At 64.2% G+C, this 26614-nt stretch carries 9 protein-coding genes and 1 pseudogene; 9 read left to right on the top strand and 1 reads right to left on the bottom strand.

All coding sequences use genetic code 11. From position 1 onward, the window contains the following. Positions 1-43: 43 nt before the first annotated feature. The 3 genes from QMK17_RS09720 (at position 44) to QMK17_RS09710 (ending at position 2747) form a co-directional block, all read left to right on the top strand. A complete protein-coding gene (locus tag QMK17_RS09720) occupies positions 44-1315 on the top strand; it encodes a sensor histidine kinase (RefSeq protein ID WP_283508615.1) in 1272 nt (423 codons plus the stop codon). A gap of 44 nt (positions 1316-1359) precedes the next feature. Continuing rightward, a complete protein-coding gene (locus QMK17_RS09715; protein WP_283508613.1) occupies positions 1360-2316 on the top strand; it encodes a hypothetical protein in 957 nt (318 codons plus the stop codon). A 101-nt stretch (positions 2317-2417) separates the two neighbouring features. Beyond that, on the top strand, positions 2418-2747 hold the full coding sequence (locus tag QMK17_RS09710) for a TfoX/Sxy family protein (RefSeq protein ID WP_283508611.1): 330 nt from the start codon (positions 2418-2420) through the stop codon (positions 2745-2747). Between the two features lie 268 nt (positions 2748-3015). Here the strand turns inward: QMK17_RS09710 and QMK17_RS09700 are convergent, their stop codons facing one another. Beyond that, positions 3016-5283, bottom strand: coding sequence for an HNH endonuclease signature motif containing protein (locus QMK17_RS09700; RefSeq protein ID WP_283508609.1), 2268 nt, complete (start codon positions 5281-5283; stop codon positions 3016-3018). A gap of 185 nt (positions 5284-5468) precedes the next feature. Here QMK17_RS09700 and QMK17_RS09695 point away from each other — a divergent pair, with 185 nt between their 5' ends. From QMK17_RS09695 to QMK17_RS09670, 6 genes and pseudogenes are all read left to right on the top strand, one after another. Further along, complete coding sequence (locus QMK17_RS09695; protein ID WP_442972736.1) at positions 5469-5933, top strand: TIGR04338 family metallohydrolase; 465 nt, start codon at positions 5469-5471, stop codon at positions 5931-5933. 17 nt (positions 5934-5950) lie between these two features. Next, the gene (locus tag QMK17_RS09690) at positions 5951-6715 is read left to right on the top strand and encodes an LLM class F420-dependent oxidoreductase (protein ID WP_283508606.1); all 765 of its coding nucleotides are present in this window, start codon (positions 5951-5953) and stop codon (positions 6713-6715) included. 292 nt (positions 6716-7007) lie between these two features. Beyond that, positions 7008-8792, top strand: a pseudogene (locus QMK17_RS09685) (ABC transporter substrate-binding protein/permease). 2 nt (positions 8793-8794) lie between these two features. Next, on the top strand, positions 8795-9523 hold the full coding sequence (locus tag QMK17_RS09680) for an amino acid ABC transporter ATP-binding protein (protein ID WP_283508604.1): 729 nt from the start codon (positions 8795-8797) through the stop codon (positions 9521-9523). Positions 9524-9602: 79 nt separating this feature from the next. Beyond that, entirely contained in the window at positions 9603-11645 is a 2043-nt protein-coding gene (locus tag QMK17_RS09675) for a PhoX family protein (protein WP_283508602.1), read from the top strand. Positions 11646-11936: 291 nt separating this feature from the next. After that, a complete protein-coding gene (locus QMK17_RS09670; protein ID WP_283508600.1) occupies positions 11937-26591 on the top strand; it encodes a non-ribosomal peptide synthetase in 14655 nt (4884 codons plus the stop codon). Positions 26592-26614: the final 23 nt, after the last annotated feature.

Here is a 26614-nt window from a genome sequence, read left to right as displayed (position 1 = left end):
GTGTGATCGCTGACCACAGCGAATGCCCGGTACTGTATCGACAGTGAGCATTGGTCGAGCAGTAGGCAACAGTGCTCATACTGGCGACACCCCTCACCCGGAGTCCCCTCAAGCAGACCCCCCTGACCCAGAGTCCCCTCTTCCAGACTCCCCAGGTCAGCGCATCAGGCTTCTCATCGCTCGGTTCCTCGGCCTCGGCTTCGTCGCGTATTTCGTCGTGTCCATTTCCGGCTTCGCCGAGGGAGCGCAACTACTGGAGTCGTGGTGGACACCGGTTGCGGTATTCCTGGTTTTCGCGCCCGGTGTCGCGTTGTTCGTAGTCACCTTTGCTGCGCCGACGCGAATCGCGGTTGCCGCGGCAGCCGCCGCCATCGGGATCCCATTGGCGTCGGCGCTGTGGTTCTTCGCCTGGAACGGCGGCCAACTCGATGGTGCCGCCCGGGGCACCTGGCTGTCGGCGCTGGCCGGGCTCGCCGGATTGTGCGCCGCTCTCGTATGGCGCCCACTGGTGGCTATTCTCATCCAACTTGTTGCGACTTCCTCAGCTGCGGCCGTCGACCAGTACGGGCTGTTCGGCCCCGACGCTTCGGTGCTCGACATCATCTACGCCGCCGTGTGGGCATTCGGCTTCACGACACTTCTCGCCGTGGCCGTCATCATGGCCTTGCGTACCGGGGCGATTCTCGACGCAACAACAAGCAACCACGAATACGCGGCCGCCGATGCGGCCGCATCTCAGGCGCGTGAACAGGAGCGGGTGCGGTTCGACTCCCTGATCCACGATCGAGTTCTCGCTACGCTGCTCGCCACGGCCCGTCCCGATACGGGCGGCCGATTCTCCAGCGACGCGAAGTTTGTTCTTGCCGAACTCGACCGTGCCGCAGAGCATCCCGAACGCTCCGGCACGGTGTCAGCGAACCTGTTCGCCGAACAACTTGCGGCCCTCGTCCATCGAACCAACGACCCCGACAACGTTGTCGTCTTCATCGACATCGACATCGCTGCATCCGAGTACCCCATTGCCGTTGCTTCGGCGATTGTCGGGGCCGCTGGCGAAGCGCTGCGCAACAGCCTTCGACACGCGAACCCCGAAGCCGAGCGCAGCCTCATGATCGATCTCCGACCCGATGCCGTACGCGTGCTCGTAACGGACACCGGTGGTGGGTTCGACACCGAAGCGGTCGGTTCCGGTCATCTCGGCATCGAAGTGAGCATCGTGCGCCGCATGGCCGAGCTCGACGGAGGCAGTTCCAAGATCGACAGTGGCAAGGGTGCGGGAACGAAGGTTCTACTCGAGTGGTCGAAAGTCGAATGAGGCCACGCGGCCCACTCAGGAACGACGCATCGACCATCATCGGAATGCAGTCGAAAGGCGCATTCGTAGTCGTCGGTCTCTTTGTGGTCGCTGCGGGTATCGCCATGCTCGGTCCCCCCGGCGGCGGCATCTTCGCCAGAGTCATCGTCGTGACTCTCCTTGCGGTTGGAGCGGTTCTACTGGTCGCGGTCCCGGGCGATCCACTTCCTCGGTGGTGCGCCGTGGTGGTAGCCATACTCCCGACCATCCAACTGTCAGTACTGCTTACCGTCGTCGACACCTCCACAACCCAGACTCAAGCCGTGACGACCACCGTCGGCAGTGGTGCTGCAATGTGCGTTTTCCTGTGTGTCCGTGGACGAGTCGTCACCGGATGGGCGGGACAGGTCGCCGCGTTCTGCCTGTACTGGAGCGCAGCGCCCGATCTGGCGGCAGCGGCATCGACGTTCGTGACGTCCGTGGGTGTAATGCTGATGGCGTCTTTTTTTGCTTACCTCATCAGACCTACTGCGGCATCAATTTATGCTCTGCGCGAGGAGCAAGCGGCTCAGCGCGTCGCCAAGGCAGCTGCCGCTGCGACCGCCGAGGAACGGCGTCGTCAGCTTCGTAGATTGGACGAACTGGCCAGGCCGGTGCTCGTACGCCTCGCAGGCGCAACCGAACCCGACGACGCTGTCGCCCGCGAGGCCATTCTGGTCGAAGCCAGCCTGCGTGACAGTATTCGGGCACGGGCGCTCTACGTTCCCGAAATCGCCTCTGCTGCACGAGCCGCGCGCGCACGCGGCGTCACCGTCCAACTCCTGGACGACGGCGGGCTCGACGGGATCGACGCAGGCACAGTTGCTGAGCTTCGTACCGAAATCGCGACGCGCCTCGCTGCCGCCGAGACGGGCTCGGTGACCGTGCGCATCCTGCCTCCCGGTCGCGATGTCCTCGCAACAGTCGTTGCTTATAGAGTCGACGACACCGAGCGATACGAGCTGAAAGCGCCTCGCACGTGAATCATCCCAAGAATTACGCGTACGGCGAGTGCGGTGCCGATGCTGGATGAGCCAACGTTTTGCCCTGGTGGTGGCGGGCAAATGGCCTCACACTGGTGACCATGACCTATGACGTCGAGCTAGCCGACCGAATCCGGTATGCGTTGTCCGGCGAACCTTCCGTGGTTGAGAAGAAAATGTTCGGTGGACTGCAGTTCATGGTCCGCGGCAAGCTGGCAGCCGGCGCGACTGTCGACGGAAGGCTGTTGCTGAAATGCGATCCTTCGCGGTCGGACGAACTCACCGCACACCCTGGCGCCCGCACCGCCGATATGGGCGGCCGCGACATGGGAAAGTCTTGGATCGCGGTAGACCCCGAAGGACTGTCCGACGCAGATCTCACATGGTGGATCGGAGTTGCGCTCGAATTCAACGAAAGCTCGGCACGGTAGTAGGGCACCGGATTCGTAGGGCACCGGATTTTTAGGGCACCGGATTTTTAGGACACGGAACTGCCAGGTTCGGTGGCTACGCTGAATTCCAAATCCTCGACGCAGACCATCCCGACACAATGCCGTATCTCGACTATGTGCGGGATCCCGCGAACGGTTCTGTGACGGTGAACTTTCCGTCAAAGCAGGATGACAGCATGGAATTGAGCTGCAAGGCCTGACCCAGACAATCTCGAGACGCGGGCAAAACTGGTTCGATGGCACCTCATCAGAAGGGTGGGGGTTCTAGGTCGTCTGCGTAGCGTTGTCGTAGTCGTTGGATGGCTTTGTGCTGCCGAAATTTGCGTCTGATTCGGCGGATTCGGTTGCGGGCGATGTCGGTGTCGGCGGCGCGTTCCTCGGCGGCGGTCGGTGGTGTGCGGTGGGCGGTCATGTTGTTTTCCCACCAGGTTTTCGCGGTGGGATCGAACTCTTGGGCGGGCCCGGGTCGGCGGCGGGGTGTGACCGTAGCGGGTGGGGCGAAGTCGGGGACGGTGATGTGGACGTGGCCGGTGTTGCTGGTCCAGATGATCACCCCGTTCAAGTGCATGACGGTGTGCCAGGTTTTGGTGGTTTTCGCTTGGTGGTGGCAGGTGCAGACGGGGTGCAGGTTCGAGGCGATGCTCCAGCCGCCTGCTGACGGGTTGTGGTGGTCGAAGGGGACGATGTGGTCGAGTTGGCAGCGCGCGGAGGGGATCTCGCAGTTCGCGAAGGTGCAGGTGCGGTAGGCGGTGCGTACGAGTGCTGCTGTCGCTGCGGATGGTGTGTAGGTGAGGGCGCCGGGTGGTGGTGCGCTGAGGCCGCCGTGCCCGGCGGCGTCGAGGATCCCGGCGGCGGGGTCGGTGCGGTACTGGGCGAGGAGGGCTGCGATGTACTGGCTCAGGGCAGAGTCCTGCCCTGAGGTGGAGGCTGCTGGTCTGCCGAAGTTCGATTCGGGAAGCGCGGCGGCGGGGCGAATCCGTCCGCGGCCGAGGATCCGCAGGAGGGCGACCGGCGGCGTCGGCGGGTCGGCAGGCGCAGCGCCGGTCGGTGCCGGTGGGTCAGTGGGCGGTGTGAGCGCAGTAGGTGACGCCGGGCACCACAGACCGGGGGATGCTGGCTCGTTGGACGGTGAGGCAGGGTCTGTCGAGAGTGGTGGCTCTTCCGCTGCGGCTGGAACTGCCGGTTGGGCGGAGCTCGTTTCCGCTGCAGGGCTTGCGCTCTCGCGTGCCGACGTGGTCGCAGGTGCGGTCTCTGGCGTCGGGTGGGCGGCGGGCTCAGTTGTGGTGCCGCTGGGTTCAGCGGCGGGACTGGGTTCAGCGGCGGGATTGGGTTCAGCGGCGGGATTGGGCGCTGTGGTGCCGCTGGGAGCAGAGGGCGGTATCGGCGCTCCGGATCGGGCTGGGTTGGACGGTGCTGCATTACTTTCCGGTGCGCTATGTTCCGGTGCACTGTGTTCCGGTGCACTGTCTGCCGGCGCACTGTCTGCTGCTGCTTCGTCTTGGGTGGTGTGGAGGACGGTGACGAGTTCGGTGAGCAGTGCTTGCCAGCGGGCGTCGGCGGCGATCATGGCTACGAGGGCGGGGTCCAGGGGTGTGCCGTCGGCGAGGGTGGCCGGTTCGGTGGTCAAGCCGAGGAGCGCTTCGACGGTGATCAGGATTTGCAGTAGATGCCCGCGGCGGGGTGGGTTGGTGTCGGCATCGCCGGCGACGGGGCATTCTGGGTTTTCGGGGCCGGGGGTGCAGTGGCATTCGAGGGCGTGTTCACCGTGGATGAGGGCGAGGAGGCCGTCGAGGCGGAGTTGTTTGGCTGTTCGGGGGTCTTTCGGGCAGACGGTGGCGGCGATCTCGGTGATCAGGGCGTCGACTTCGGCGCCGTGGAGATCGCTCATGCGCGCGGTCAGTACTGCCATGCCGTGATCGGCGGGGTCGATGGTGACGCCGGAGTCGCGTTTCTTCGCGGCGGTGTGGGCTTGCGCGGCGCTGTCGGGGTCCTGGCGTGTCCAGTGGTGCCAGATTCGGGTGCGTAGGGATCGGGGGTTGTAGCGTTCGGCGGCGGCGAGGGCGTGGTGTTCGATGGCGGTGATGACGTGGTCGGGGGCGGCGGCGAGGATGTCGGTGATGACGGTGAGGTGGGCCCAGTCGAGGGTGCCGCAGACGAAGCGGATCGCGGTCAGTGGTAGCCGGGTGAGGGTGTCGGCGACGGTGAGCATCTGGCGGGCGACGGTGAGGGAGACTCCGAGGGCGGCGGCGGTTTCGCAGAGCGCTTCGCGGTGTGCTTCGGCGGGGTCGTCTTCGGTGTCTTCGGTGTCGATGGTGCGGATGTCGAGGATGTCGGCGATGGATTCGATGATGCGGGCGCGTTGGGTGTTTTCGGTGATGCGGTCGCGGTGTAGGACGCCGAGGAGTCCGGCGACGGTGGTGTCGCTGTCCCAGTTCTGGTGGTAGTCCCAGCTGTGGTGGATGTCGGTGATCGCCAGGCGTGCGACTGTCGCTGCTGAATCCCCGTAGTCGAACATGTGTTCGAGAATAGTGCTCTGGAAGCGCTGCTGTCTAGGGGTCTGACAAACGAACCCCTTCCTCCACAAACGAACCCCCAGTAGGGAATTCGGCGCCGGTGACACATCTGTCGTATGCCCCAACTACTCTGGCGGCGGTGAAGAACAGGGACTCACAACGCTCCAAGGTGTACGAGGCCGAAACGATGGTCCGTGTCATCTTCGACCGTGCCGATGAGCGCAACCTACGCACCGTGGAGATCCTCGGCTCGGCGATCACACTGCCGATCGAGCGGAAGTTCGCCTCCCTCGATTCGATACAGGGCTACGTCGACGCCATCCTCGAGCTGAACTGGATTCGCGAGACATGGCCACATGCGGGCACCGTCGTACATGTCCGTGAACGTTCGGGAGCGGGCGCATCGCACTACGAACGAGACACGCACACCATCGCGGTACCGATGCATCGCCACAACGAGGCGTGGGCGCTACGGGAACTCGTCGTTCTGCACGAGCTGGCTCATCATTTTCAGCCGGAACAATCGGACACACCCTCGCACGGTGGCGAATTCGTCGACCGGTTCGTGACACTGGTCGGCGAGATCATCGGACAGGAAGCCGGATTCCTGCTGCGCACGACGATGCTGGAGACGGGCGTGAAAATCGGGTGAGGGGCATCATGGAAGGCATGACGATACGAATCGGAGTTCAACTACAGCCCCAGCATGCCCCTGACTACGGCTTGATCCGCGACGCGGTACTGCGATCCGAGGATGCCGGAGTGGACATCGTGTTCAACTGGGACCACTTCTATCCGCTGTACGGAGATCTCGACGGCGAGCATTTCGAGTGCTGGACCATGCTCGGCGCCTGGGCAGAGCAGACCTCGAACGTCGAGATCGGCGCGCTGGTCACCGGTGGTGGCTATCGAAACCCGGACCTTCTCGCCGATATGGCGCGCACCGTCGACCACATGAGCGGCGGTCGGCTGATTCTCGGCATCGGTGGTGGATGGAACCAGAAGGACTACGACAACTTCGGCTACGACTTCGGTACCGCCGGTTCGCGTCTGAACTTGTTGAAGGACAACCTCGCTCGCATCAAGAACCGCCTCGCGGTCGGCAATCCCTCACCGACACGTGAGATTCCGATCCTCATCGGAGGAGGCGGGGAGAAGAAGACCCTCAAGATGGTTGCCGAGTACGCGCACATCTGGCACAGCTTCGCAGACCTCGACGAACTGAAGCGCAAGTCCGGCATCCTGGCGGAGCACGGAGAGACCGTGGGGCGCGACGCGTCCGTTATTGCACGTTCGGTTGCGTGGCCAGGAGCTGATAAAGCTCAGGGATTCGTCGACGCCGGCGCCACGCTGTTCACCGTCGGAACCGGCGGCCCCGACTTCGACCTCACCGAACTGAAGGCGGCCATCGCATGGCGCAACTCCACCGCATGATTTTGCCCTTTCGGCAAATATAGGTGCCGAAATCTAAGCAACGCGTGCACGCTACGGCCATGACCGAAACAACAATGCACGCCTTCTCGGCGGCGAGCGAAGCAGAACGAGAAATTCTGAGACGAGATGGACCGCCGAAGCGATCGAGCCAGGAGCGATAGCGCCAATCCTGTCCTTGTACAACAAGATTACGGACATGATTCCGGTCGTGCCCTCGCGAAATCTACTAAGCGGGAATACCAGGCAATGAGAGGTGGTTAACACAACCGCAATCTGACTTCCGGGCCGCGGCATGACCGCGCTAGCCTCAGAGGCCTTTGATCCGAATAGCTCGCCCCGCACAACAAGGAGTTCACTCTTGAACAGTCGACGTACACGCGGCCGTGTCATCGCAGCCGTGGCTGCGACGCTCGCACTCACGCTCGGGGCCGTCGCCTGCTCCAGCGACAACAGCTCCGGTGGCACGGGCGAGAACGCCCTCGCCGGCTCGGACCAGGCCTCCCTCGACAAGTACACGACCGCCGACGTGGCCCCGGTCGACCAGATCGACACCTCGAAGCTCGGCCTGATCAAACCGGGCACCCTGTACGTAGGCACACTGTCCGACGCCCCGCCGAACATCTTCATCGACGATGCAGGCAACTTCACCGGATTCGACAACGAACTGTTGAAGGCCGTGGCAGCCAAACTCGATCTCACCGTCGAGTTCTCGGCAACCGAGTTCTCCGGCCTGCTTGCCGCTGTCAACAACAAGGTGTACGACGCCGGTTCCTCGTCCATCTCGACTACGGACGCTCGCCGCCAGACCGTCGGTTTCACCAACGGATACGACTTCGGTGAGATGGCGCTCGTCGCGAAGGACGATTACGCGGTCAAGACCATCGCGGACCTCGACGCCCAGCAGCGCGTCGGCGTAGTTCAGGGCACCGTCCAGGATGACTACGTCACCAACACGCTCGGCATCGAGCCGGTTCGGTTCCCGGACTACAACACCGCGTACGCCAACGTGAAGTCCGGCCAGATCGACGCATGGGTCGCACCGTCGCAGCAGGCTTCGGGCCAGGTCAAGGCAGAGGACGGCGTCGCCATCCTCGAGAAGACGATCAACACGACCAACTTCACGGCGTTCGCAATCGCGAAGGACAACCAGCCGTTGATCGACGCACTGAACTCCGGTCTCGACGCCGTGGTCGCCGACGGAACGTGGAACACCCTAGAGAAGGAGTGGTACCCGGACCGCGAGGTTCCAGCCGACTGGAAGCCGGGCAGCAAGGCTTCCGTTCTGCCTGCAAGCTGATCTGAGTTCTCGAAAAAAATGAGCACATTGTCGAATCTGTACGACACGTTCTTCAACTGGGAATTGATCGGTGAAACGGTCCCCAAGCTGATCACTGTCGGATTGCCGAACACCCTGATTCTGGCTGCATCATCCGGAGTCATCGGTACGGTGATCGGTCTCGGATTGGCGGTTGCCGGTATTTCCGGCACCCGCTGGCTCCGGTGGCCCGCCAGGATCTACACAGATATCTTTCGCGGACTGCCGGCCGCCGTCGTCATCCTGATCATCGGTCTCGGTTTCGGACCGACACTGACCCAACTGACCGGCAGCCGTAACCCATTCCCGCTGGGGATAGCCGCACTGTCGTTGATGGCAGCGGCCTATTTCGGCGAGATCTTTCGCTCCGGCATCCAGAGTGTCGACACCGGCCAGATGGAAGCCTCGCGTGCTCTCGGTTTCAGCTATCGGAAGTCGATGACTCTCGTCGTCGTTCCGCAAGGCATCCGGCGGGTGCTGCCTGCCATCGTGAATCAGTTCATTTCGCTGATCAAGGACAGCTCGCTGATCTACTTCCTCGGTTTGCTGGCGTCGCAGCGTGAGCTGTTTCGAGTCGGACAGGACACGGCCGCGCAGACCGGCAACCTGTCGCCGTTGCTCGCCGCAGGTGTCTTCTATCTGATCCTGACGATCCCGCTCACGCACCTCGTCAACTTCATCGACAAACGGCTGCGCTCCGGCAAAGCCGACACCTCGGGAACCCTCGATCCAGTCGAGGCGTCCATCGTGGTGGAGAGGTAGACATGCCATCCGTATCCCTCACCGGCACCAATCTTCATCTGGCATTCGGTACCAACAAGGTGCTGCGCGGAGTCAACGTCCACGTCGATGCCGGCAACACCACCACCGTGATCGGGCCCTCCGGATCCGGTAAATCCACGTTGCTGCGCGCACTCAACCGACTGCACGAGCCTGATCAGGGCGATATCCTCCTGGGCGGCAAGTCGGTCCTGAAGGACAACCCCGACGAGTTGCGTCAGCGCATCGGCATGGTGTTCCAGCAGTTCAACCTGTTCCCGCACAAGAGCGTTGTCGACAACATCACGCTCGGACTACGCAAACTCAAGGGTCTGTCGAAGGACGAGGCACAGGCCGCGGCTCTCGAACAGCTCGAGCTCGTCGGCCTCGCCAACAAGGCGGATTCGCGGCCGGGCAATCTGTCCGGCGGACAGCAGCAGCGCGTCGCGATCGCTCGGGCGCTGGCGATGAAGCCCGAAATCATGTTCTTCGACGAGGCCACGTCCGCCCTCGACCCCGAACTCGTCAAAGGTGTTCTCGCGTTGATGGCAGATCTCGCCTCGGGCGGCATGACTATGGTGGTCGTCACCCACGAGATGGGCTTCGCACGTTCGGTGTCCAACAAGGTGTTGTTCATGGACCACGGTAGCGCGGTCGAAACCGGAACGCCGGAACAGCTTTTCGACGATCCACACACCGATCGTTTGAAGACTTTTCTGTCGCAGGTGCTGTAGCACTTAGGGCATCCTCGTTCTCCGGCGCTTCACCTGAGCGTTTCTTTACTTTTGCTTTTGACTGACATTGTGCCGTTCCATGAAGCTTCTCCCGATCCTGACGACGCACGACGGAAGTTCCTCGCGCTCGAATATGACCTGCAAGTACAAATGCGGCGATGCGTGCTTCCACGCGGTTCCCAACACCTCGAAGGGCCAGTACTTCGGCGACGTCGTCAAGACTGCGATGACGAGGCGCGGAGTGCTCCGCGGTGGCGCGATGGCCGTGGTCGCGGTCGGGGCGGGCAGCGTTCTCGCCGCGTGCAGTACCGACGAGCCGGCAGCCACCGGCTCTGCAGGCGCCACGACGACTCCGCCGGTGGACGGTGTCGACTTCACTGCGGTGGCACCGAACACCGAAGACGCCGTCGTAGTTCCCGAGGGCTACGAGCAGGCTGTCGTCGTCCGCTGGGGCGACCCGGTGGTCGAGGGTGCACCGGCATTCGACTTCGACAACCAGACCGCTGCGGCGCAGGCGAAGCAGTTCGGTTTCAACAACGACTTCGCCGGCCTGCTGCCGATGGAAGGCAGCAACAACTCCTACCTCCTGGTGGTCAACCACGAGTACACCACCGAACCATTCCTGTTCAAGGGATACGACGCCGAGAATCCCACCCGCGAGCAATTCGATATCGCCCTTGCAGCACATGGTCTTTCGGTACTGCAGGTGAACGGTGAGAACGGCAGCGGCAAGCTTACGCCTGCGTTCAGCCAGTACAACCGTCGTATCACCGGTACAACGGCGTTCACCATCACCGGCCCCGCGGCGGGCAGCGACTTTCTCAAGACCTCGGTGGACCCGACCGGTGCTACGGCATTCGGCACGTTCAACAACTGCTCGGGCGGACTCACCCCGTGGGGCACCGTGCTCTCCGGCGAGGAGAACATCAACCAATACTTCGGCAACGCCGAGTCGGTCACCGAACCTGTTGCCGCAGAGCGGCTTGCACGGTACGGCATCGAGGGCGCTGCCAGTGATCGCAAGTGGGAACGCTTCGACAAGCGTTTCGATCTTGCTCAGGAGCCCAACGAGGTCAACCGCTTCGGATACGTCGTCGAGGTCGATCCGTGGGACCCGAACTCCACTCCGATCAAGCACTCCGCGCTCGGCCGCTTCAAGCATGAGGCGGCGACGATCTACGTCACCGACGACGGCACCGTCGTCGCGTACAGCGGTGACGACGAGCGTTTCGACTACATGTACAAGTTCATCTCGAGCCGAAAGATGATGTCCGGCAACGGGCAGGCGGCCAAGCGTCACAACCTCACACTGCTCGACGCGGGAACACTGTACGTCGCGGTGCTGACCGGTGACGCACCCGATGCGATCGATGGCAGCGGAACAGTTCCGTCGACGGGCAAGTTCGCAGGCAAAGGCGAGTGGATCCCTCTGCTGCGTACCGGCGAGGACGGCAAGGGCGAGTCACTCGTACCGGGCATGTCCGCGGAGGAGGTCGCCGTGTTCACCCGTCAGGCAGGCGACAAGGTCGGTGCCACGAAGATGGACCGGCCCGAGGACTTCGAGCCGAACCCGGTCACGGGCAAGGTGTACGTCGCGCTGACCAACAACACGAACCGCGGCACCGAGGGCAAAGCGGCAGCCGACGAGGCCAACCCTCGCAACAAGAACAAGAACGGTCAGATCCTCGAACTGGAGGACGACCACGCGGGTACCACCTTCGTCTGGAACCTTCTGATCGTCGCGGGGGATCCAGGCGAAGCCGACACCTACTACGGGGGCTTCGACAAAACCCAGGTCAGCCCGATCTCCTGCCCGGACAACCTGGCGTTCGACTCCAAGGGCAACCTGTGGATCTCGACGGACGGCAACGCCCTCGATTCCAACGACGGACTGTTCGCCGTCGTCCTCGACGGCGAGCGTCGCGGAGAGACACGGCAGTTCCTGACGGTTCCCGCAGGGGCCGAGACGTGTGGTCCCATCGTGCAGGACGAACGGGTCGTCGTATCGGTCCAGCACCCGGGCGAGTTCGACGAGGCATCGGCCGACAACCCCATGTCGCACTGGCCCGACGGCGGCGATTCGCAGCCACGTCCGTCGATGGTCGCGGTCTGGAAAGCTTGACAGAACCGGACGAACGGGCCCGCGTTAACTGCTCACCGGCGGTCGCGCGGGCCTTCGTCGTTGTTAGGTGTCATCCAATCCGGATGACCGTTTTGTGACTTCTCGGCGGGTGTTCAGCGAGACGGTTACGACGGTTGACCGATGGTAACGATTGTGTAAACCTCGGGAATGACAAACCCAGCGGTTGGGATTTTTCGACCACAGTGCGAACGGCGTCTCGGGGCAGCGCTCGCCTAGTCGATCCCACAATTTTCCGCCGGGACCACGCTCCGGTAATCGAGAGAGCGCATTGTGGAATCGGCCGACACCGTAACAGCCGCCCAGACGGACCCGTTCCCGCTCACAGCAGCGCAGCGTGGCCTGTGGTTCGCGCAGCACCTCATGCCCGACGTTCCGATCACCATCGCCAACTACATCGACGTCCGCGGAGATCTTGACCACGATCGAATGCGCGAGTCCGCGCGGCAGGCTGCTGCGGAACTCGGTGCCGGGTCGCTCCGTCTGATCGAGATCGACGGTGAACCTCATCAGTACGTCGAAACGCCAGCGGGCAACGATTCGGAGACACTCGACTTTTCCGGCGAGGCCGATCCCGAGGGCGCGGCACTCGAATGGATGCGAGGCGCATACTCCGAGCCGATCGATCTGGTCACCGATCCGCTGATCAAAGCCGCGACGCTTCGAATCGATACAGCACGCACGTTCTGGTACTCCCATGTCCACCACCTGGCGCTCGACGGTTACGGTGCGGTTCGGCTGATGAATCGTGCGGCCGAGATCTATACGGCCCGCATCGAGGGCGTCGAACCGTCGCCATCGAAAGCTGGACCGCTCGAAGATGTGTACGCAGCCGAAACCGAGTACCGACAGTCCTCGCGCTTCGAAAAAGACCGGCTCTACTGGCAGGACAAGACCCGGGATCTCCCCACGCCCATCAGTCCTACCGGGATTGTGGCGCCGCCGGCCGCCCGGTCGCGTCTCTGCGGTGGGTCACTGCCGGAGACTCTCGAACGTGCGCTGGCGCGCAGTGCACAACGACTCGACTCGGCCTTTGCTCCGATCGCTGTCTCGGCCGTCGCGGCATTTCTCTCCCGCCTCACCGGGGCGGACGACGTAGTCCTCAGCCTGCCGGTGGCGGGCCGCACGACGGCACTTCTTCGCCGATCGGGCGGGATGATCTCGAACGTGCTGCCGATCCGGGCGCGAATTGGGCCCGACACCACCATTGGCTCTCTCGTGGAAGCCGTTCAACTCGAATTGACGGGAGCGCTCCGCCATCAGCGATATCGCGCCGAGGACATCCGCCGCGACGCAGGCGCGAGCAAGGGACATCGAGGATTCTTCGGGCCGGCGGTCAACATCATGGCCTATGAAACCGACGTACGGTTCGGCCCTCGAACCGGCAGGTTCAACGTCCTTTCCACCGGCCCAGTCGAGGACCTGTCGGTCAACATCTACCCCCCGGTGGACAGTGCGCGCGCGCGGATCGAGTTCGAGGCGAATCCGAACGTCTACACCCGCGACGTGTTCGAGGACCTCTACCAGCGGTTCATCGGCCTCCTCGCCCAGTTTCTCGCCAGCGATCCTACGTTCCCGGTACTCGGTCTCGATATTCTCGACGCCGCCGAGACTGCGACGATCGTGCCGGCCAGAGGCAGCTCCAGCCCCGCGCGGACACTGCTGCCCGAGATCCTCGGGCTCGGCGTCCAAAAAAATCCCGATGGTGTCGCGTTGGTCGAAGGCGACCGCACTGTCACCTATAACGAACTCGACACCGCAAGCAACGCCCTCGCCCGTGCTTTGATCACCCGCGGCGCAGGTCCGGACAGCGTGGTCGCGGTGGCATTGCCGCGCGGAGTCGATTCCGTCATAGCCTTCTGGGCCACAGCAAAATCCGGTGCAGCGTTCCTCCCGATCGATCCGACGTACCCGGACGAACGGATAGCGCACATGGTGCTCGATTCCGGAGTTCTGGTCGGGCTCAGCACGCTCGCGCTGGCCGGCGCGCTTCCCGATCGAGTGCACTGGCTCGGCCTCGACGATCCCGAGTTCGTGAGCGAAATCGCGAGTCGCTCCGACGCTGCGATCTCAGACCCCGACCGACGCACCAAGCTGCACCCCGATCACGCCGCATACGTTATCTACACATCGGGATCCACCGGTACTCCCAAGGGAGTAGTCGTCGGTCATCGCGGTCTCGCTGCATTCACCGCCGACCAACGCCCCGAGATGGCGTTGAACGTTGGTTCTCGGGTTCTGCGTTTCTCGTCGTCGAGTTTCGACGCATCGGTGTTCGAGATGCTCGCCGCGTTCAGCGCGGGAGCTTCGATGGTGATTGCTCCGGCCGACGTGTACGGAGGCTCCGAACTCACCGCACTGCTTGTCTCCGCTGGCGTCACTCACATCGTCACTGCGCCTGCTCTACTGTCGACGGTCGACGTGGACAAGATCCCCTCGCTTCGGTCGGTCGTCGTCGGCGGTGACATCTGCCCGCCCGATCTGGTCGATCGGCTGCGCGGCCACGCCGACCTTCGTAACAGCTACGGCCCGACCGAGACGACGATCGTCGTCACCATGTCGGCGACGCAGACCGATCCACGCGGGATCTCGATCGGCACCCCGCTGCAGGGAACATCCGCAGTAGTGCTCGACCGTTGGCTCAGGCCGGTCCCCATCGGCATGACAGGTGAGTTGTACCTCGGCGGAGCAGGTTTGGCTCGCGGCTATCACCGACGGCCCGCGTTGACGGCAAGCCGATTTCTCGCAGACCCGTACGGCTCCGGTGCTCGCCTGTATCGCACCGGCGACGTCGTACGGTGGCGCGGAACTGGCGCCGAGACGGCGTTGGAGTTCGTCGGCCGCAGCGACTTCCAGGTTCAGCTCAACGGGATGCGTATCGAGCTGGGCGAGGTCGACGCTGTCCTCTCCTGGCACCAGTCTGCAGATTTCGTGGTCTCGACGGTTGCCGAACGGGATGGACGCGCCGTTCTGGTGTCGTACGTCAAGATCAAATCCGGCTACGAGTTCGACCGTGACTCGCTCGTCGCTCTCGCGTCGGAGTTCCTCACGGCGCAAATGATTCCGGTTCATCTGGTGGAGCTGGACACCGTCCCGCTCACCGCGTCGGGCAAGGTCGACAGGTCGGCCCTACCCGACCCGTTTGCGGGCGCGAACAGCGCAGGGTTCCGAAGCGCAGGGTTCCAAAACGCAGGATTCCGAAGCGCAGCCGGACCGATCGAACGGGTGATCGCCGAGTCCATGGCCGAGGTGCTCGGGCGGGATTCCGTCGGCGCCGACGACTCGTTCTTCGAGCTCGGCGGCGACAGCATCGTTGCTATTCAATTGGTTTCGCGGGCAAAGGCATCGGGCGTGGTGTTCACCCCGCGTGACGTGTTCGAGCGTCGGACCGTGGCTGGGCTCGCCGAGGTCGCACTGTTGGGTGCAAAACGCATCGTGCTCGACGAGCTCGCCGGCGGCGGTATCGGCACGACAGCGCTGCTACCGATCGCGGAATCGGTAATGGCACGCACGCAGGAACCCGCGGACCTGGATTCGTTCTATCAGGCACTCGTCCTGATCGCGCCTGCCGACGTGGACCATGACAACCTGCTGCGTGCGGTGGCGGCCGTCATCGACCACCACGACATGCTGCGCGCGCGTCTGATCGGCGACGAGCTCGACGTGCAGCCTGCTGGCACCATCGACGCCAAGTCGTTGGTCAGATTCGAGACTACCGATTTCGAGACGACCGATCTCGAGACGACCGATGTTGCCGACGCTGTTCGCCGAGCGGGACTTCGGTTGCGGCCACGCGAAGGCGTCATGCTTCAGGTCGTCCACGTGAGCGGGCCTGACGGGCCACGGCTGATCCTCGTAGCGCATCACCTGGTGGTCGACGGTGTCTCGTGGCGCATCCTGGTGCCGGACCTGGCTGCTGCGTTCTCTTCTGTTGCGCTGCCACCTGTTTCGACCTCCATGCGCCGGTGGTCTCACGCTGTCGCCGAGCTCGACACTGCGGACCTCGACATCGTGCAGGAGGCGGCCTGGCGGGAGGTGTTGAACGGCGAGAGCACGCAGATCGGGTCCCGCGAACTCGACGGACGCGACACCGGTGCAACCACCCAGGTCGTGGAGCTGAGCCTGTCGCGGGAGGACACCGACTCCCTGCTCGGCGCGCTGGCAACCAAGTACCGCATGGGGCCCGAGGATGCACTCCTGGCCGCGCTGACGGCTGCCTTGGTGCAATGGAATGCGGTGAAGTCCCATCTCATCCTCGTCGAAAGCCATGGGCGCGAGGAAGAATCGGTTCGCGGAGCGGATCTGTCCCGCACTGTCGGCTGGTTCACTGCCGCCTACCCCGTGCGCTTGTCGTCGACCCCCGCCCTTTTGACCCCCGCCCTTTTGACCTCTGCCCTCTCGCCCGCCGACATCGTCAAGACCGTGAAGGAGCAGCTCCGCGCGGTTCCGTCGGCGAAGATCGGGTACGGAGCGCTGCGCGCCCGCGGGGCCTTGGGCGACGCCCCATCCCCGCGCATCAGCTTCAACTACCTGGGCCGCGTCGATACGGGAGTTCCCGAATCGATGCAGGGCCAACCGTGGACGCCTGACCTGAGCGTTGCAGCCGATTCCGGTAGCGGTGAGCGTCTGCTGACCGTATCGGTGCTCGATATCAACGCCGCGGTATCGGAAGGAACGCTGTTCGCCCGCATCGGGTTCCCGACGGGTGTGCTGGAGCGTCGCGACGTCCGCACACTCGCCGACCTCTGGGCACAGAACATGGCCTCGCTGGCCGAGCACGGGCGCGACCCCGAAGCGGGAGTGCTCACTCCGAGCGATGTCCCGCTCGTCAGCATCGACCAGAATCGACTCGACCAGTGGCACACACGTTTCGGCGGTATCGCCGATGTGTGGCCTCTCGCTCCTCTGCAGCGTGGGCTGCTGTTCCACTCGGAGTTGACGCGAGGAAGCCTCGACGTCTACACCGCGCAGATCGTCTTCGAACTCGGTGGCCGTATCGACGCCGAGCGGCTCCACCGTGCTGCTTCACGGTTGCTCGCCCGCCACGACAATCTCCGCACCGCTTTCGTTCACGATTCGCGCGGCATTGCTGTGCAGGTAGTTCTCGACGTGTGCGAGGTGCCCTGGCGCGAAGAGCACACCGCTGACTCTGCGCAGCTCAACTGGGCTCAGCTCACGGACGAGGAGCGACTCCGCCCATTCGACATGGCCGCGCCGCCACTGATTCGGTTCGCGCTGCTCAGTGGGCCCACAAGATCTGCGCTCGTCGTCACCAACCACCACATCCTGTTCGACGGCTGGTCCATGCCGATCCTCATCAAGGAACTGCTCGTCCTCTACGCCGCCGACGCCACCATCGACATTCCGGCCAGGCCCTACCGCAACTACCTTCTCTGGTTGGCCGATCGCGACGGCGGTGTAACCCGCTGGATCGATGCCCTCTCCGGAGTCGACGAACCCACGCTGGTGGCCGATGCCGTCCCGGTCGGCGGAGCGCTACCCCAGGATGTCGACGTTCGAATCGACGGCGCGGCTCTCCGCGGCATCGCAGAGTCACTTCAGGTCACGATCAACACCGTTGTGCAGACAGCGTGGTCGATAGTGTTGTCGACAGTTCTCTCACGCCCCGACGTCGTGTTCGGCGCCACCGTCTCCGGCAGGCCCGCCGAGCTGGCCGGCGTGACAGAGACTGTGGGACTGTTCATCAACACCCTTCCGCTGCGAGTGAGCCTCGATGTTCGTGACACCGTGCGGAGTGCGGCGACACGAATTCAACGCGAGCAGGTGGAACTGCTCGATGTTCACCACGTCGGCCTTGCCGAGATCACGGCGGCGGTCGGCCCGGGCGCCGGCTTCGACACTCTCGCAGTCTTCGAGTCCTACCCCATCGATCACAGTGCACTCGATGCCGACACCGATATCGGCGGGATGCGGGTGCTCGGCATCGAGGTGGCCGACTCGACGCACTACCCGCTGACCCTGGTCACCGTGCTCGAGCCGACACCGACCATGACGCTGCGCTTTTCACCCGACGCGCTCTCCGAAGCACGGGTCGACTCGATCGCGCAGCGGCTCGAGCGCGTCCTGCTCGCCATGGCCGAGCGCCCCGACGCCCCGGTGGTCGGCATCGACGTGCTCGGCGCGCTGGAGCGTCGTGCGATCGTCTCGGACTGGAACGCAACCACCGTCGATCTGCAGTCCACGACACTCGTCGATCTGCTGGGAAGGGTGAACAGCAGCGACACGTGCGTTGTGTTCGACGGTCGATCATTGACGTTCGAGAACTTCGCTGCACGCGTGAACTGCCTCGCTCGGTTCCTGATCTCACGAGATGTCGGACCGGAATCCGTAGTGGCCATCTCGATGCCGCGTTCGATCGAGCAGCTCGTGGTGATCCATGCCATCGTTCACGCCGGGGCCGCGTACCTGCCCCTCGATCCGTCGCTTCCCGCCGCCCGGATCGCCTACATGACCGAGACAGCATCGCCGGTCATGGTGTTCGGCTCGCGAGTGGACAGCGCGGTCCCGGTGATCGATCCGCTCACACTCGACCTTTCGGCATACCGAACCTCACCGATCGCAGACTCCGAGCGCCGTACACCGTTGCGGGGCCACAACACCGCATACATTCTATTCACCTCAGGCTCGACCGGAATGCCGAAAGGCGTTGCGGTATCGCATGCTTCCATTGGCAACAGGCTGCTGTGGATGCAGGACACCTACCCGCTCGACCGCACCGACGTCGTCCTTCACAAGACCCCGACGACGTTCGACGTGTCCGTGTGGGAACTGTTCTGGCCGCACCTTGCCGGGGCACGCACCGTCATCGCCGAGCCGGAAGGCCACCGCGACCCGAGGTACCTGTCTTCGTTGATCCGCGACGAAGGCGTCACCACCACACACTTCGTACCATCGATGCTCGATCTGTTTCTGGCGCAGGGAGACAACACCGACCGAGGCTCGCTGCGCCAGATCTTTGCAAGCGGCGAAGCATTGGCTCGTTCGAGCGTGCAGCGTACTCAAACTGCGCTCGATGTAGAACTTCACAATCTGTACGGTCCTACCGAGGCTGCGGTGGACGTCACCTATCACCGGACCGAGGGGACGGACTCCGGTCCGGTTCCGATCGGCGTGCCCGTGTGGAACACACAGGTCAAGGTGCTCGACTGGGCACTGCGTACCGTCCCCATCGGCACGATCGGCGAACTCTATCTCTCCGGCGATCAACTCGCCCGCGGTTACGTGAGTCGGCCAGGACTGACCTCGAACCGCTTCGTGGCCGACCCGCATCAGGGCGGCCGCAGGATGTACCGAACCGGTGACCTTGTTCGGTGGACCCTGAGCGGGGAGCTGCAGTATGTGGGCCGCAACGACTTCCAGGTCAAACTCAGAGGTCAGCGCCTCGAGCTCGGCGAGATCGAAGCGGCGCTCCTGCGGGTGCCCGGCGTTACCAGCGCCGTTGCCACTGTTCGAGGAACCGGAGATTCCGACCGGCTCGTTGCCTACGTGTGCGGCTCCGCGACCGAGGCCGATATCCGCAGCGGAGTCGAGTCCGAACTTCCGGCCTACATGACCCCGTCGACATATGTTCCGCTTACTCGACTCCCGTTGAGCCGCAACGGCAAATTGGACAGGTCTGCGCTACCGGAGCCAGTCGCCTCGGCCACCGACATCGTGCCGCCGTCAGGCGAGTCCGAAATGGTTGTGGCACGGATATTCGCCGAGGTTCTCGGTATCGCCCCAGCAGGTATCGCCCCAGCAGGTATTGCCCCAGGAGTTGGCGCTACCACCAGCTGGTTCGAACTCGGCGGAAATTCCTTGACGGCAACACAAGTGGTTGCTCGAATCAACGCCGAGCTCGGTGCCTCCGTCGGGGTGCGCGACCTGTTCGACAACCCCTCGGTCCGCGGGCTGGTCGGGCGACTGACCGCCGCCGCCGGCCGGCCAGCTCTGAATCGGGTGGCACGGCCGTTGTCGATACCGCTCGCACCGAACCAACATCGAATGTGGCTGCTCAACCGGTTCGACCCCAGCTCCGGTGCCTACAACATCGCGGCCGCAGTACGGCTGACCGGGACGCTCGACGCAGATGCTTTGGTCGAGTCCGTCTTCGACGTTCTCGATCGGCACGAGGCCTTGCGCACCGTCTACCCCGATTCACCCGATGGACCACGCCAGGTGATCGTCGACTCGAGCGTCTTGAACTCCGACAGCCTCGATGTACGGATCAGCGACACTACCGAGCAGATGCTGACCGGTGCCATTGTCGGCATCGCGGCACGCGGATTCGACGTGACGCAGCGGCCGCCCGTCCGTGCCGCGGTCTTCCGACTCGCTCCTGACCAGCACGTTCTCCTGGTGGTCACGCACCACATCGCAGCCGACGGCTGGTCTATGCGCCCGTTGGCGCGTGACGTGATGCTGGCCTACAGCGCGCGAAGTGCCGGCCGGGCTCCCGACTGGGCACCACTGCCGGTGCAGTACGCGGACTACTCGCTGTGGATGCTGCAATCGCTCGGCTCCGAGTCCGATCCGGATTCGCTGATCGCCCGGCAACTCGCGTTCTGGACCGAAGAACTCAGCGGTGTGCCCGAACTCCTGCCGCTACCCACCGACCGACCACGACCAGCCGTCGCTTCGCATCGCGGCGACACCGTGACGTTCTCCGTTCCGGCCGCCACGCGCACCGCCGTTTCCGCCCTGGCACGGAGCACCGGCACCACACAGTTCATGATCGTGCACACCGCGTTGACGGTCCTGCTGGCCAAGCTGTCGGGCGAGCGCGAGGTCACCGTCGGTGCCCCCGTCGCCGGTCGCGGCGATGCGGCGCTCGACGACCTCGTCGGCATGTTCGTCGGGACCCTGACACTACGGACCTCGGTCGACCCCGCCTCGACGTTCGGTGAGTTGCTGGCCCTGGTTCGCGACCGCGATCTCGCCGCGTTCGCGAATGCGGACATCCCGTTCGACCGTGTGGCCGAGGATCTGAGCCCGCGCCGTTCCACGGCTCATCACCCGTTGTTCCAGGTAATGCTCTCGCTCGACGATCCCGTCCCCACGGTGGAACTGCCGGGTCTCACCGTATCGCCGCTACCCGCCGTCGGCGCCGTGGCAAAGTTCGATCTGCAGCTCGCTCTCGGCACCAACGATCTGCACGGAACCTTCACGTATGCAACCGATCTCTTCGACGCGAGCACTGCCGAGGCGTTCGCCGAACTGTTCGTGGCAATCCTGAGCGCAGGCGTGGCCGATCCGACGATCGTCGTCGGTGACCTCGCATCGCCGAACCCGACGGTTCTGCACGGAACCCCCGCACTGCGACGCCGAACGCTGCCGAGCGCGCTGTCCGCAGCCGTCGTGTCCTCCGCCGGGGGAGACGCCGTCATCTCCGGCACCGACACACTGAGCTACCCGACACTCGACGACGCCTCCACCCGTATCGCCCGCGCATTGATCGCGCGCGGAGCAGGCCCGGAAACCTCGGTGGTCATCGCGTTGCCGCGCGGGGCCACCCAGATCACGATGCTCTGGGCCGTCGCCAAGACGGGCGCCGCGTGCGTCCCCGTCGATCCGACCTATCCTGCCGAGCGTATCGAACACATCCTGACCGATTCCAAGGCGACACTGGGCATTACGGAATCCATCCGGTCAGGCGATCTCGACTGGATCCACCCGGACGAATTGGATGCCCGCTCCGGTTCTGCCTTCCCGATCACCGAGGACGAACTCCGAAGTCCGCTCCGACCCGAGAATCCGGCCTACATCATCTACACCTCCGGATCCACGGGCGTACCCAAGGGCGTCACCGTCACACACACCGGGCTCGCCAACCTCATCGCCGAGCTGACCGAGCGGCTGAAGGTCGACAATGGCAGCCGGACTCTGCATTTCGCATCGGCCAGCTTCGATGCATCGATCCTCGAGCTACTGCTGACCATCGGCGCCGGTGCCACGATGACCATCGCGCCGCCGGAGACGTACGGCGGAGCGGAGTTGACCGCTGCCCTGCGCGGCGTCACCCACGCGTTCCTGACGCCTGCTGCTGCCGCAACCATCGATCCGGACTCGGTGCCCGATCTCCGCGTGCTGGTGGTCGGAGGTGAAGCGTGCAGGCCCGAGCTCGCAGCAGTGTGGGCGGATCGGCTATCGCTGTTCAACGCCTACGGCCCCACCGAGGCCACCGTCGCCACCACGATGACCGACCCGCTCGTCCCTGGCGCACCGATCCACATCGGCGGCCCGATACGAGGCGTCGACACGTACGTGCTCGATTCTCGGTTGCACCCGGTGCCTGCAGGAGTGATCGGCGAACTGTACCTCGGCGGCGACGCACTGGCCCGTGGGTACATCGGCCAGTTCACTTCTACAGCAACAGCATTCGTAGCCGATCCTTTCGGTAGGGGTGGAAGGCTGTACCGGACGGGGGACAGGGTCCGCAGTGCCGGTGGCACTTTCTCCCGGGACCTCGAGTACCACGGCCGCGCGGATCATCAGGTGAAGATCAGAGGCTTCCGCATCGAACTCGGTGAGGTCGACGCTGTCCTGACCCGCCACCCCGGCGTCGAACATGCGGTGTCCGTGGTCCGAGCCGACAGCGTCGTGAGCTACGTGGTTCTCGCTTCCGCTGTCGATCTGCCCGAGATAACGATCCACGCCGCGCGTTCGCTGCCTGCACACATGGTGCCTCGCGCCGTGACGATCATCGACCGAATCCCGATGACGAAGGCTGGAAAGACCGATCACGGCGCACTGCCCGAACCGGTGTTCCGCACGCGGGAATACATCGCCCCGCGCACCGACAGCGAAGTGATCGTTGCCGACGTGTTCGCCGTGGTCTTCGCAGTGGAGCGCGTGGGGGTCGACGACGACTTCTTCGACCTCGGTGGCAACTCGCTCGTCGCTACCCGAGCGCTCGCCCGTATCAACGAGCTGGCCGGGACCAACTTGGCCGTACGTGCTCTGTTCGAATCGCCGACGGTTGCCGGTTTGGCCGCTGCGGTGGACTCGGCCGAGTCCTCCGATCTGCCTGCACTGCGCGCCTTGCCGCGGCCGGAGCGGATTCCACTATCGGCAGCGCAACGTCGGATGTGGCTGCTCAACCAAGCCGATCCAGGCTCGGCGGCCTACAACATCGGATTCGCCGTGAGGCTGTCCGGATCTCTCGACAGTGCCGCGCTCGCGAAGGCGGTGCGCGATGTTGTGGAACGCCACGAATCACTACGCACGCTTTATCCGGCAACGGGCGATCCGCACCAGGTGATTCTGCCTGCCGACAGCGTCGTACTGGACCTCGAGCCACGCGATCTGGACGAGAGTGCCGTTCTGGGTGCCGCAGCGGACGTGCTCGGTCGGGGCTTCGACGTCACTACCGGAGTTCCGCTGCGAGGAGCACTGTTTCGCACCTCGCTCGACCAGTACGTGCTGCTGCTGGCGGTTCACCACATCTCCGCCGACGGCGTGTCGATGGTTCCGCTGGCACGCGACGTCGTCTCGGCTTACGCGGCGCGGGTGCACGGAGCGCCCGCACCCTGGGATCCGCTGCCCGTTCAGTACGCCGATTTCGCGCTGTGGCAGCACGAAATTCTTGGATCGGACACCGATCCGAGTTCGGTGGCCTCCCGGCAACTGGGCTACTGGCGTGAGACATTGGCCGGGCTACCCGACGTCATGGAACTGCCGACCGACCGGCCACGCGCCGCCGTCGCATCTCAGCGAGGCGCGCACGTCGACTTCGTCGTCGACACCGCAGTACTGGCGGCCGCGAGATCATTGGCGCATCGTCACAGCGCGTCGGTGTTCATGGTGATGAACGCGGCCTACGCGGTGTTGTTGTCGCGGCTGTCCGGGTCCACCGACATCGCAATCGGCACCACGGTGTCCGGCCGCGGCGTAGGGGCATTGGACGACGTCGTGGGTATGTTCGTCGGCACTCTGGTGTTGCGCAACGAAGTTCGAGGCGGCGCCACATTCGGTGAGCTCCTCGATAGTGTCCGCGACACCAATCTCGACGCGTTGGCCAACTCCGACGTTCCATTCGAGAAGGTCGTCGACGCGGTCAGGCCCACCCGCTCGACGTCGCATTCCCCGCTGTTCCAGGCACTGCTTGCCTACGAGCCTCCTCGGCCGAAGACAATGGAACTGCCGAGTCTGACCGTCTCGGAATTCCCGTACGAATCGGGCGTGACCCGATTCGATCTGGCGTTGACGCTGGCCGAAGACGAAGAGACTCTTCAGGGTTCGCTGAGGTACAGCACCGACCTTTTCGACGAGTCCACGGCCGAGCACTTCGCGCAGCGGTTTCAACGTATTCTCGCTGCCGCGGTGAGGAATCCGACGGCTGCCGTCGGTGACATCGATATGCTGAGTACGGCCGAACGCGCGGCACTGCTACCGGTTCGAGGTGAACGATCCGTCGAGGCGCGTACGTTGCCGGAGTTGATTGCCGAGGCCGTGACCCGCAATCCCGACGGAGTGGCAGTGCGCTGGGACGGCGAGGACCACACCTATCGCAACGTCGACGAGGAGTCGACCCGGCTCGCCCGGGTGCTGCTCGGGTACGGCGTCGGACCCGAGACCGTGGTGGCCATCGGTCTGCCGAGGTCTCTGCACTCCGTACTTGCAGTGTGGGCGGTGACCAAGACCGGTGCCGCGTACGTCCCGGTGGATCCTGCGTATCCAGCTGATCGTCTGCGCCACATGGTCGGCGATTCGGGGGCCGACATGGGCATCACGCTCGGCGCGCATCGCAGCGGGCTCCCCGGCTGCGTCAACTGGCTCGAGCTCGACGACACCGAACATCGAGCCGAACTGACACGGGCAACAACGGATCCGGTGAGCGCCGAAGAGCTCACCGGACCCGTGCACCTCGACACGGCGGCGTACATGATCTACACCTCGGGATCGACGGGACTCCCGAAAGGCGTGACGGTCAGCCACCGCGGACTCGCCAACCTCGCGGAGTCGAGGCGAAGGCTGCACCGGATCACGCCGACCTCGAGATTCCTGCACAACACGTCGCCGAGTTTCGATATGGCCGTCGGCGAGATCGTGTCCGCACTGTCCGCGTCCGCGACACTCGTGGTCTCTCCGCCGGAACTTCTCGGTGGCGACGAACTCGTGAACTTCCTGAAGGCAGAACACGTCACCCACACGCTGACGACACCGTCCCTGTTGTCCAGTCTGGATCCCGCCGGCCTGGACGAGCTGGAGGTCGTCTGTGTCGGCGGCGAAGCATGCGGCCCCGAACTCGTCGCGCGGTGGGCACCGGGGCGGGTGATGCTCAACGGTTACGGACCGACCGAAGCTACCGACATCTCTACCCTCGGCGAGGTAGAGGCGGGCTTGCCGCTCGACATCGGCAGGCCCATAATCGGTTTCGAAGCTCTGGTGCTCGACTCGCGTCTGCATCCGGTCCCCATCGGTAGTGCAGGCGAGCTGTATCTGGCAGGCCCTGCTCTGGCACGCGGGTATCACGGACGAAGCGCACTGACAGCATCCCGGTTCGTCGCCGACCCGCACGGAGGGGGGCGGATGTATCGCACCGGCGACATCGTCCGGTGGACGGCCGACGCCGCGCTGCGGTACAGCGGACGCGCGGACACGCAGGTGAAGATCCGCGGCTTCCGCGTCGAACTCGGCGAGATCGACGCCGTACTCTGCGCGCGCGACGGCATCGACTTCGCCGTCACCCTCGGACACACCACCGGATCCGGGGAGACGGTGCTCGTCTCCTACGTCCTCGGCTGTTCCGACGGCCTGCTGGCGCACGCCCGCAGAGCATTACCCGCCTACATGGTCCCGTCCGCAGTGATGACACTCGAATCGGTTCCCCGAACACCGACAGGAAAGCTCGACATCGGAGCGCTCCCGGCCCCCGAGTTCACCAGCGCTCGACGTCACTACCGACCACCGTCCACGGCGACCGAACAGCTCGTCATCGAAACATTCTCGGAGGTACTCGACATGAAAGACACAGGCCAGAGCAAGGTCGGCGTGGCGGACGACTTCTTCGCACTCGGCGGGTCATCGCTCACCGCGATGCGCGTACTGCGCACACTTCGCGAAGCGACCGGAACCTCGGTGTCGCTGCATGCGCTCCTTGCGGATCCGACCCCGCAATCGCTTGCATCATTGATCGATTCCGGAAGCGAGTCGGGCTCGTCCTTCGACATCGTGTTCCCCATCGACACCACCGGCTCGGGTGCGCCGCTGTTCTGCATCCACCCGATCGTCGGATTGTCCTGGTGCTACGGCGGTTTGAAGCAGTACACCGATCGTCCGATCTACGGAATCCAGACACCGAGCGCAGCACAGCTCCCCGACTCGCTGGAGGCTCTCGCCCAGCGGTACATCGACGAGATCGAAAAGATCGCTCCCGACGGCCCGTACCATCTGCTCGGGTGGTCGCTCGGCGGCACCATCGCGCATGCCATCGCCGTCAGGCTCAGGGAACTCGGCAAGACTGTCGGTTCGCTCGTCATGCTGGACAGCCACGCCGTGCAACCGAACGACATCTGGGACACCGAACTCCCCGCCTCCGACCTCCTCGAAGCCGTCGGCATCACCGTGCCGGGAATCGACGGGACGAACATCGAGGGCCAACTGATCAGCCTGGACTCGCTTCCCTCCCTCGTCGCCGGATCCGGCGTCATCGACCGTGCGGACGTGGAACAACTCCTTGCCGCGGCCAGGCACAACCATGAGCTCGCGTTGCGGCATCAACCCGGTGTATACGACGGCGACGTCCTGTACGTCGGGGCTGCGCACGAGGAACGCCAAGGACTCTCGACGTGGCACCCGTACGTCCGGGGTACCATCTCCAATTTTTCGGTGCCGCAAACACATTGGCAGATGACGTCGACCACCGCCCTGCGCGCCGTCGGACCGCTCGTCGAACAGCACATCGCTCACGCGGGTGTTGCCTCGTGAGATGGCTGCAGCGCATCGTGGTC

Origin of the sequence: Rhodococcus sp. G-MC3, assembly GCF_030063335.1 — a bacterium.
In the GTDB taxonomy this organism is placed as follows: domain Bacteria; phylum Actinomycetota; class Actinomycetes; order Mycobacteriales; family Mycobacteriaceae; genus Rhodococcoides.
Note: the sequence above shows the minus strand (reverse complement) of the source record. Positions and strands in the feature narration are given on the sequence as shown.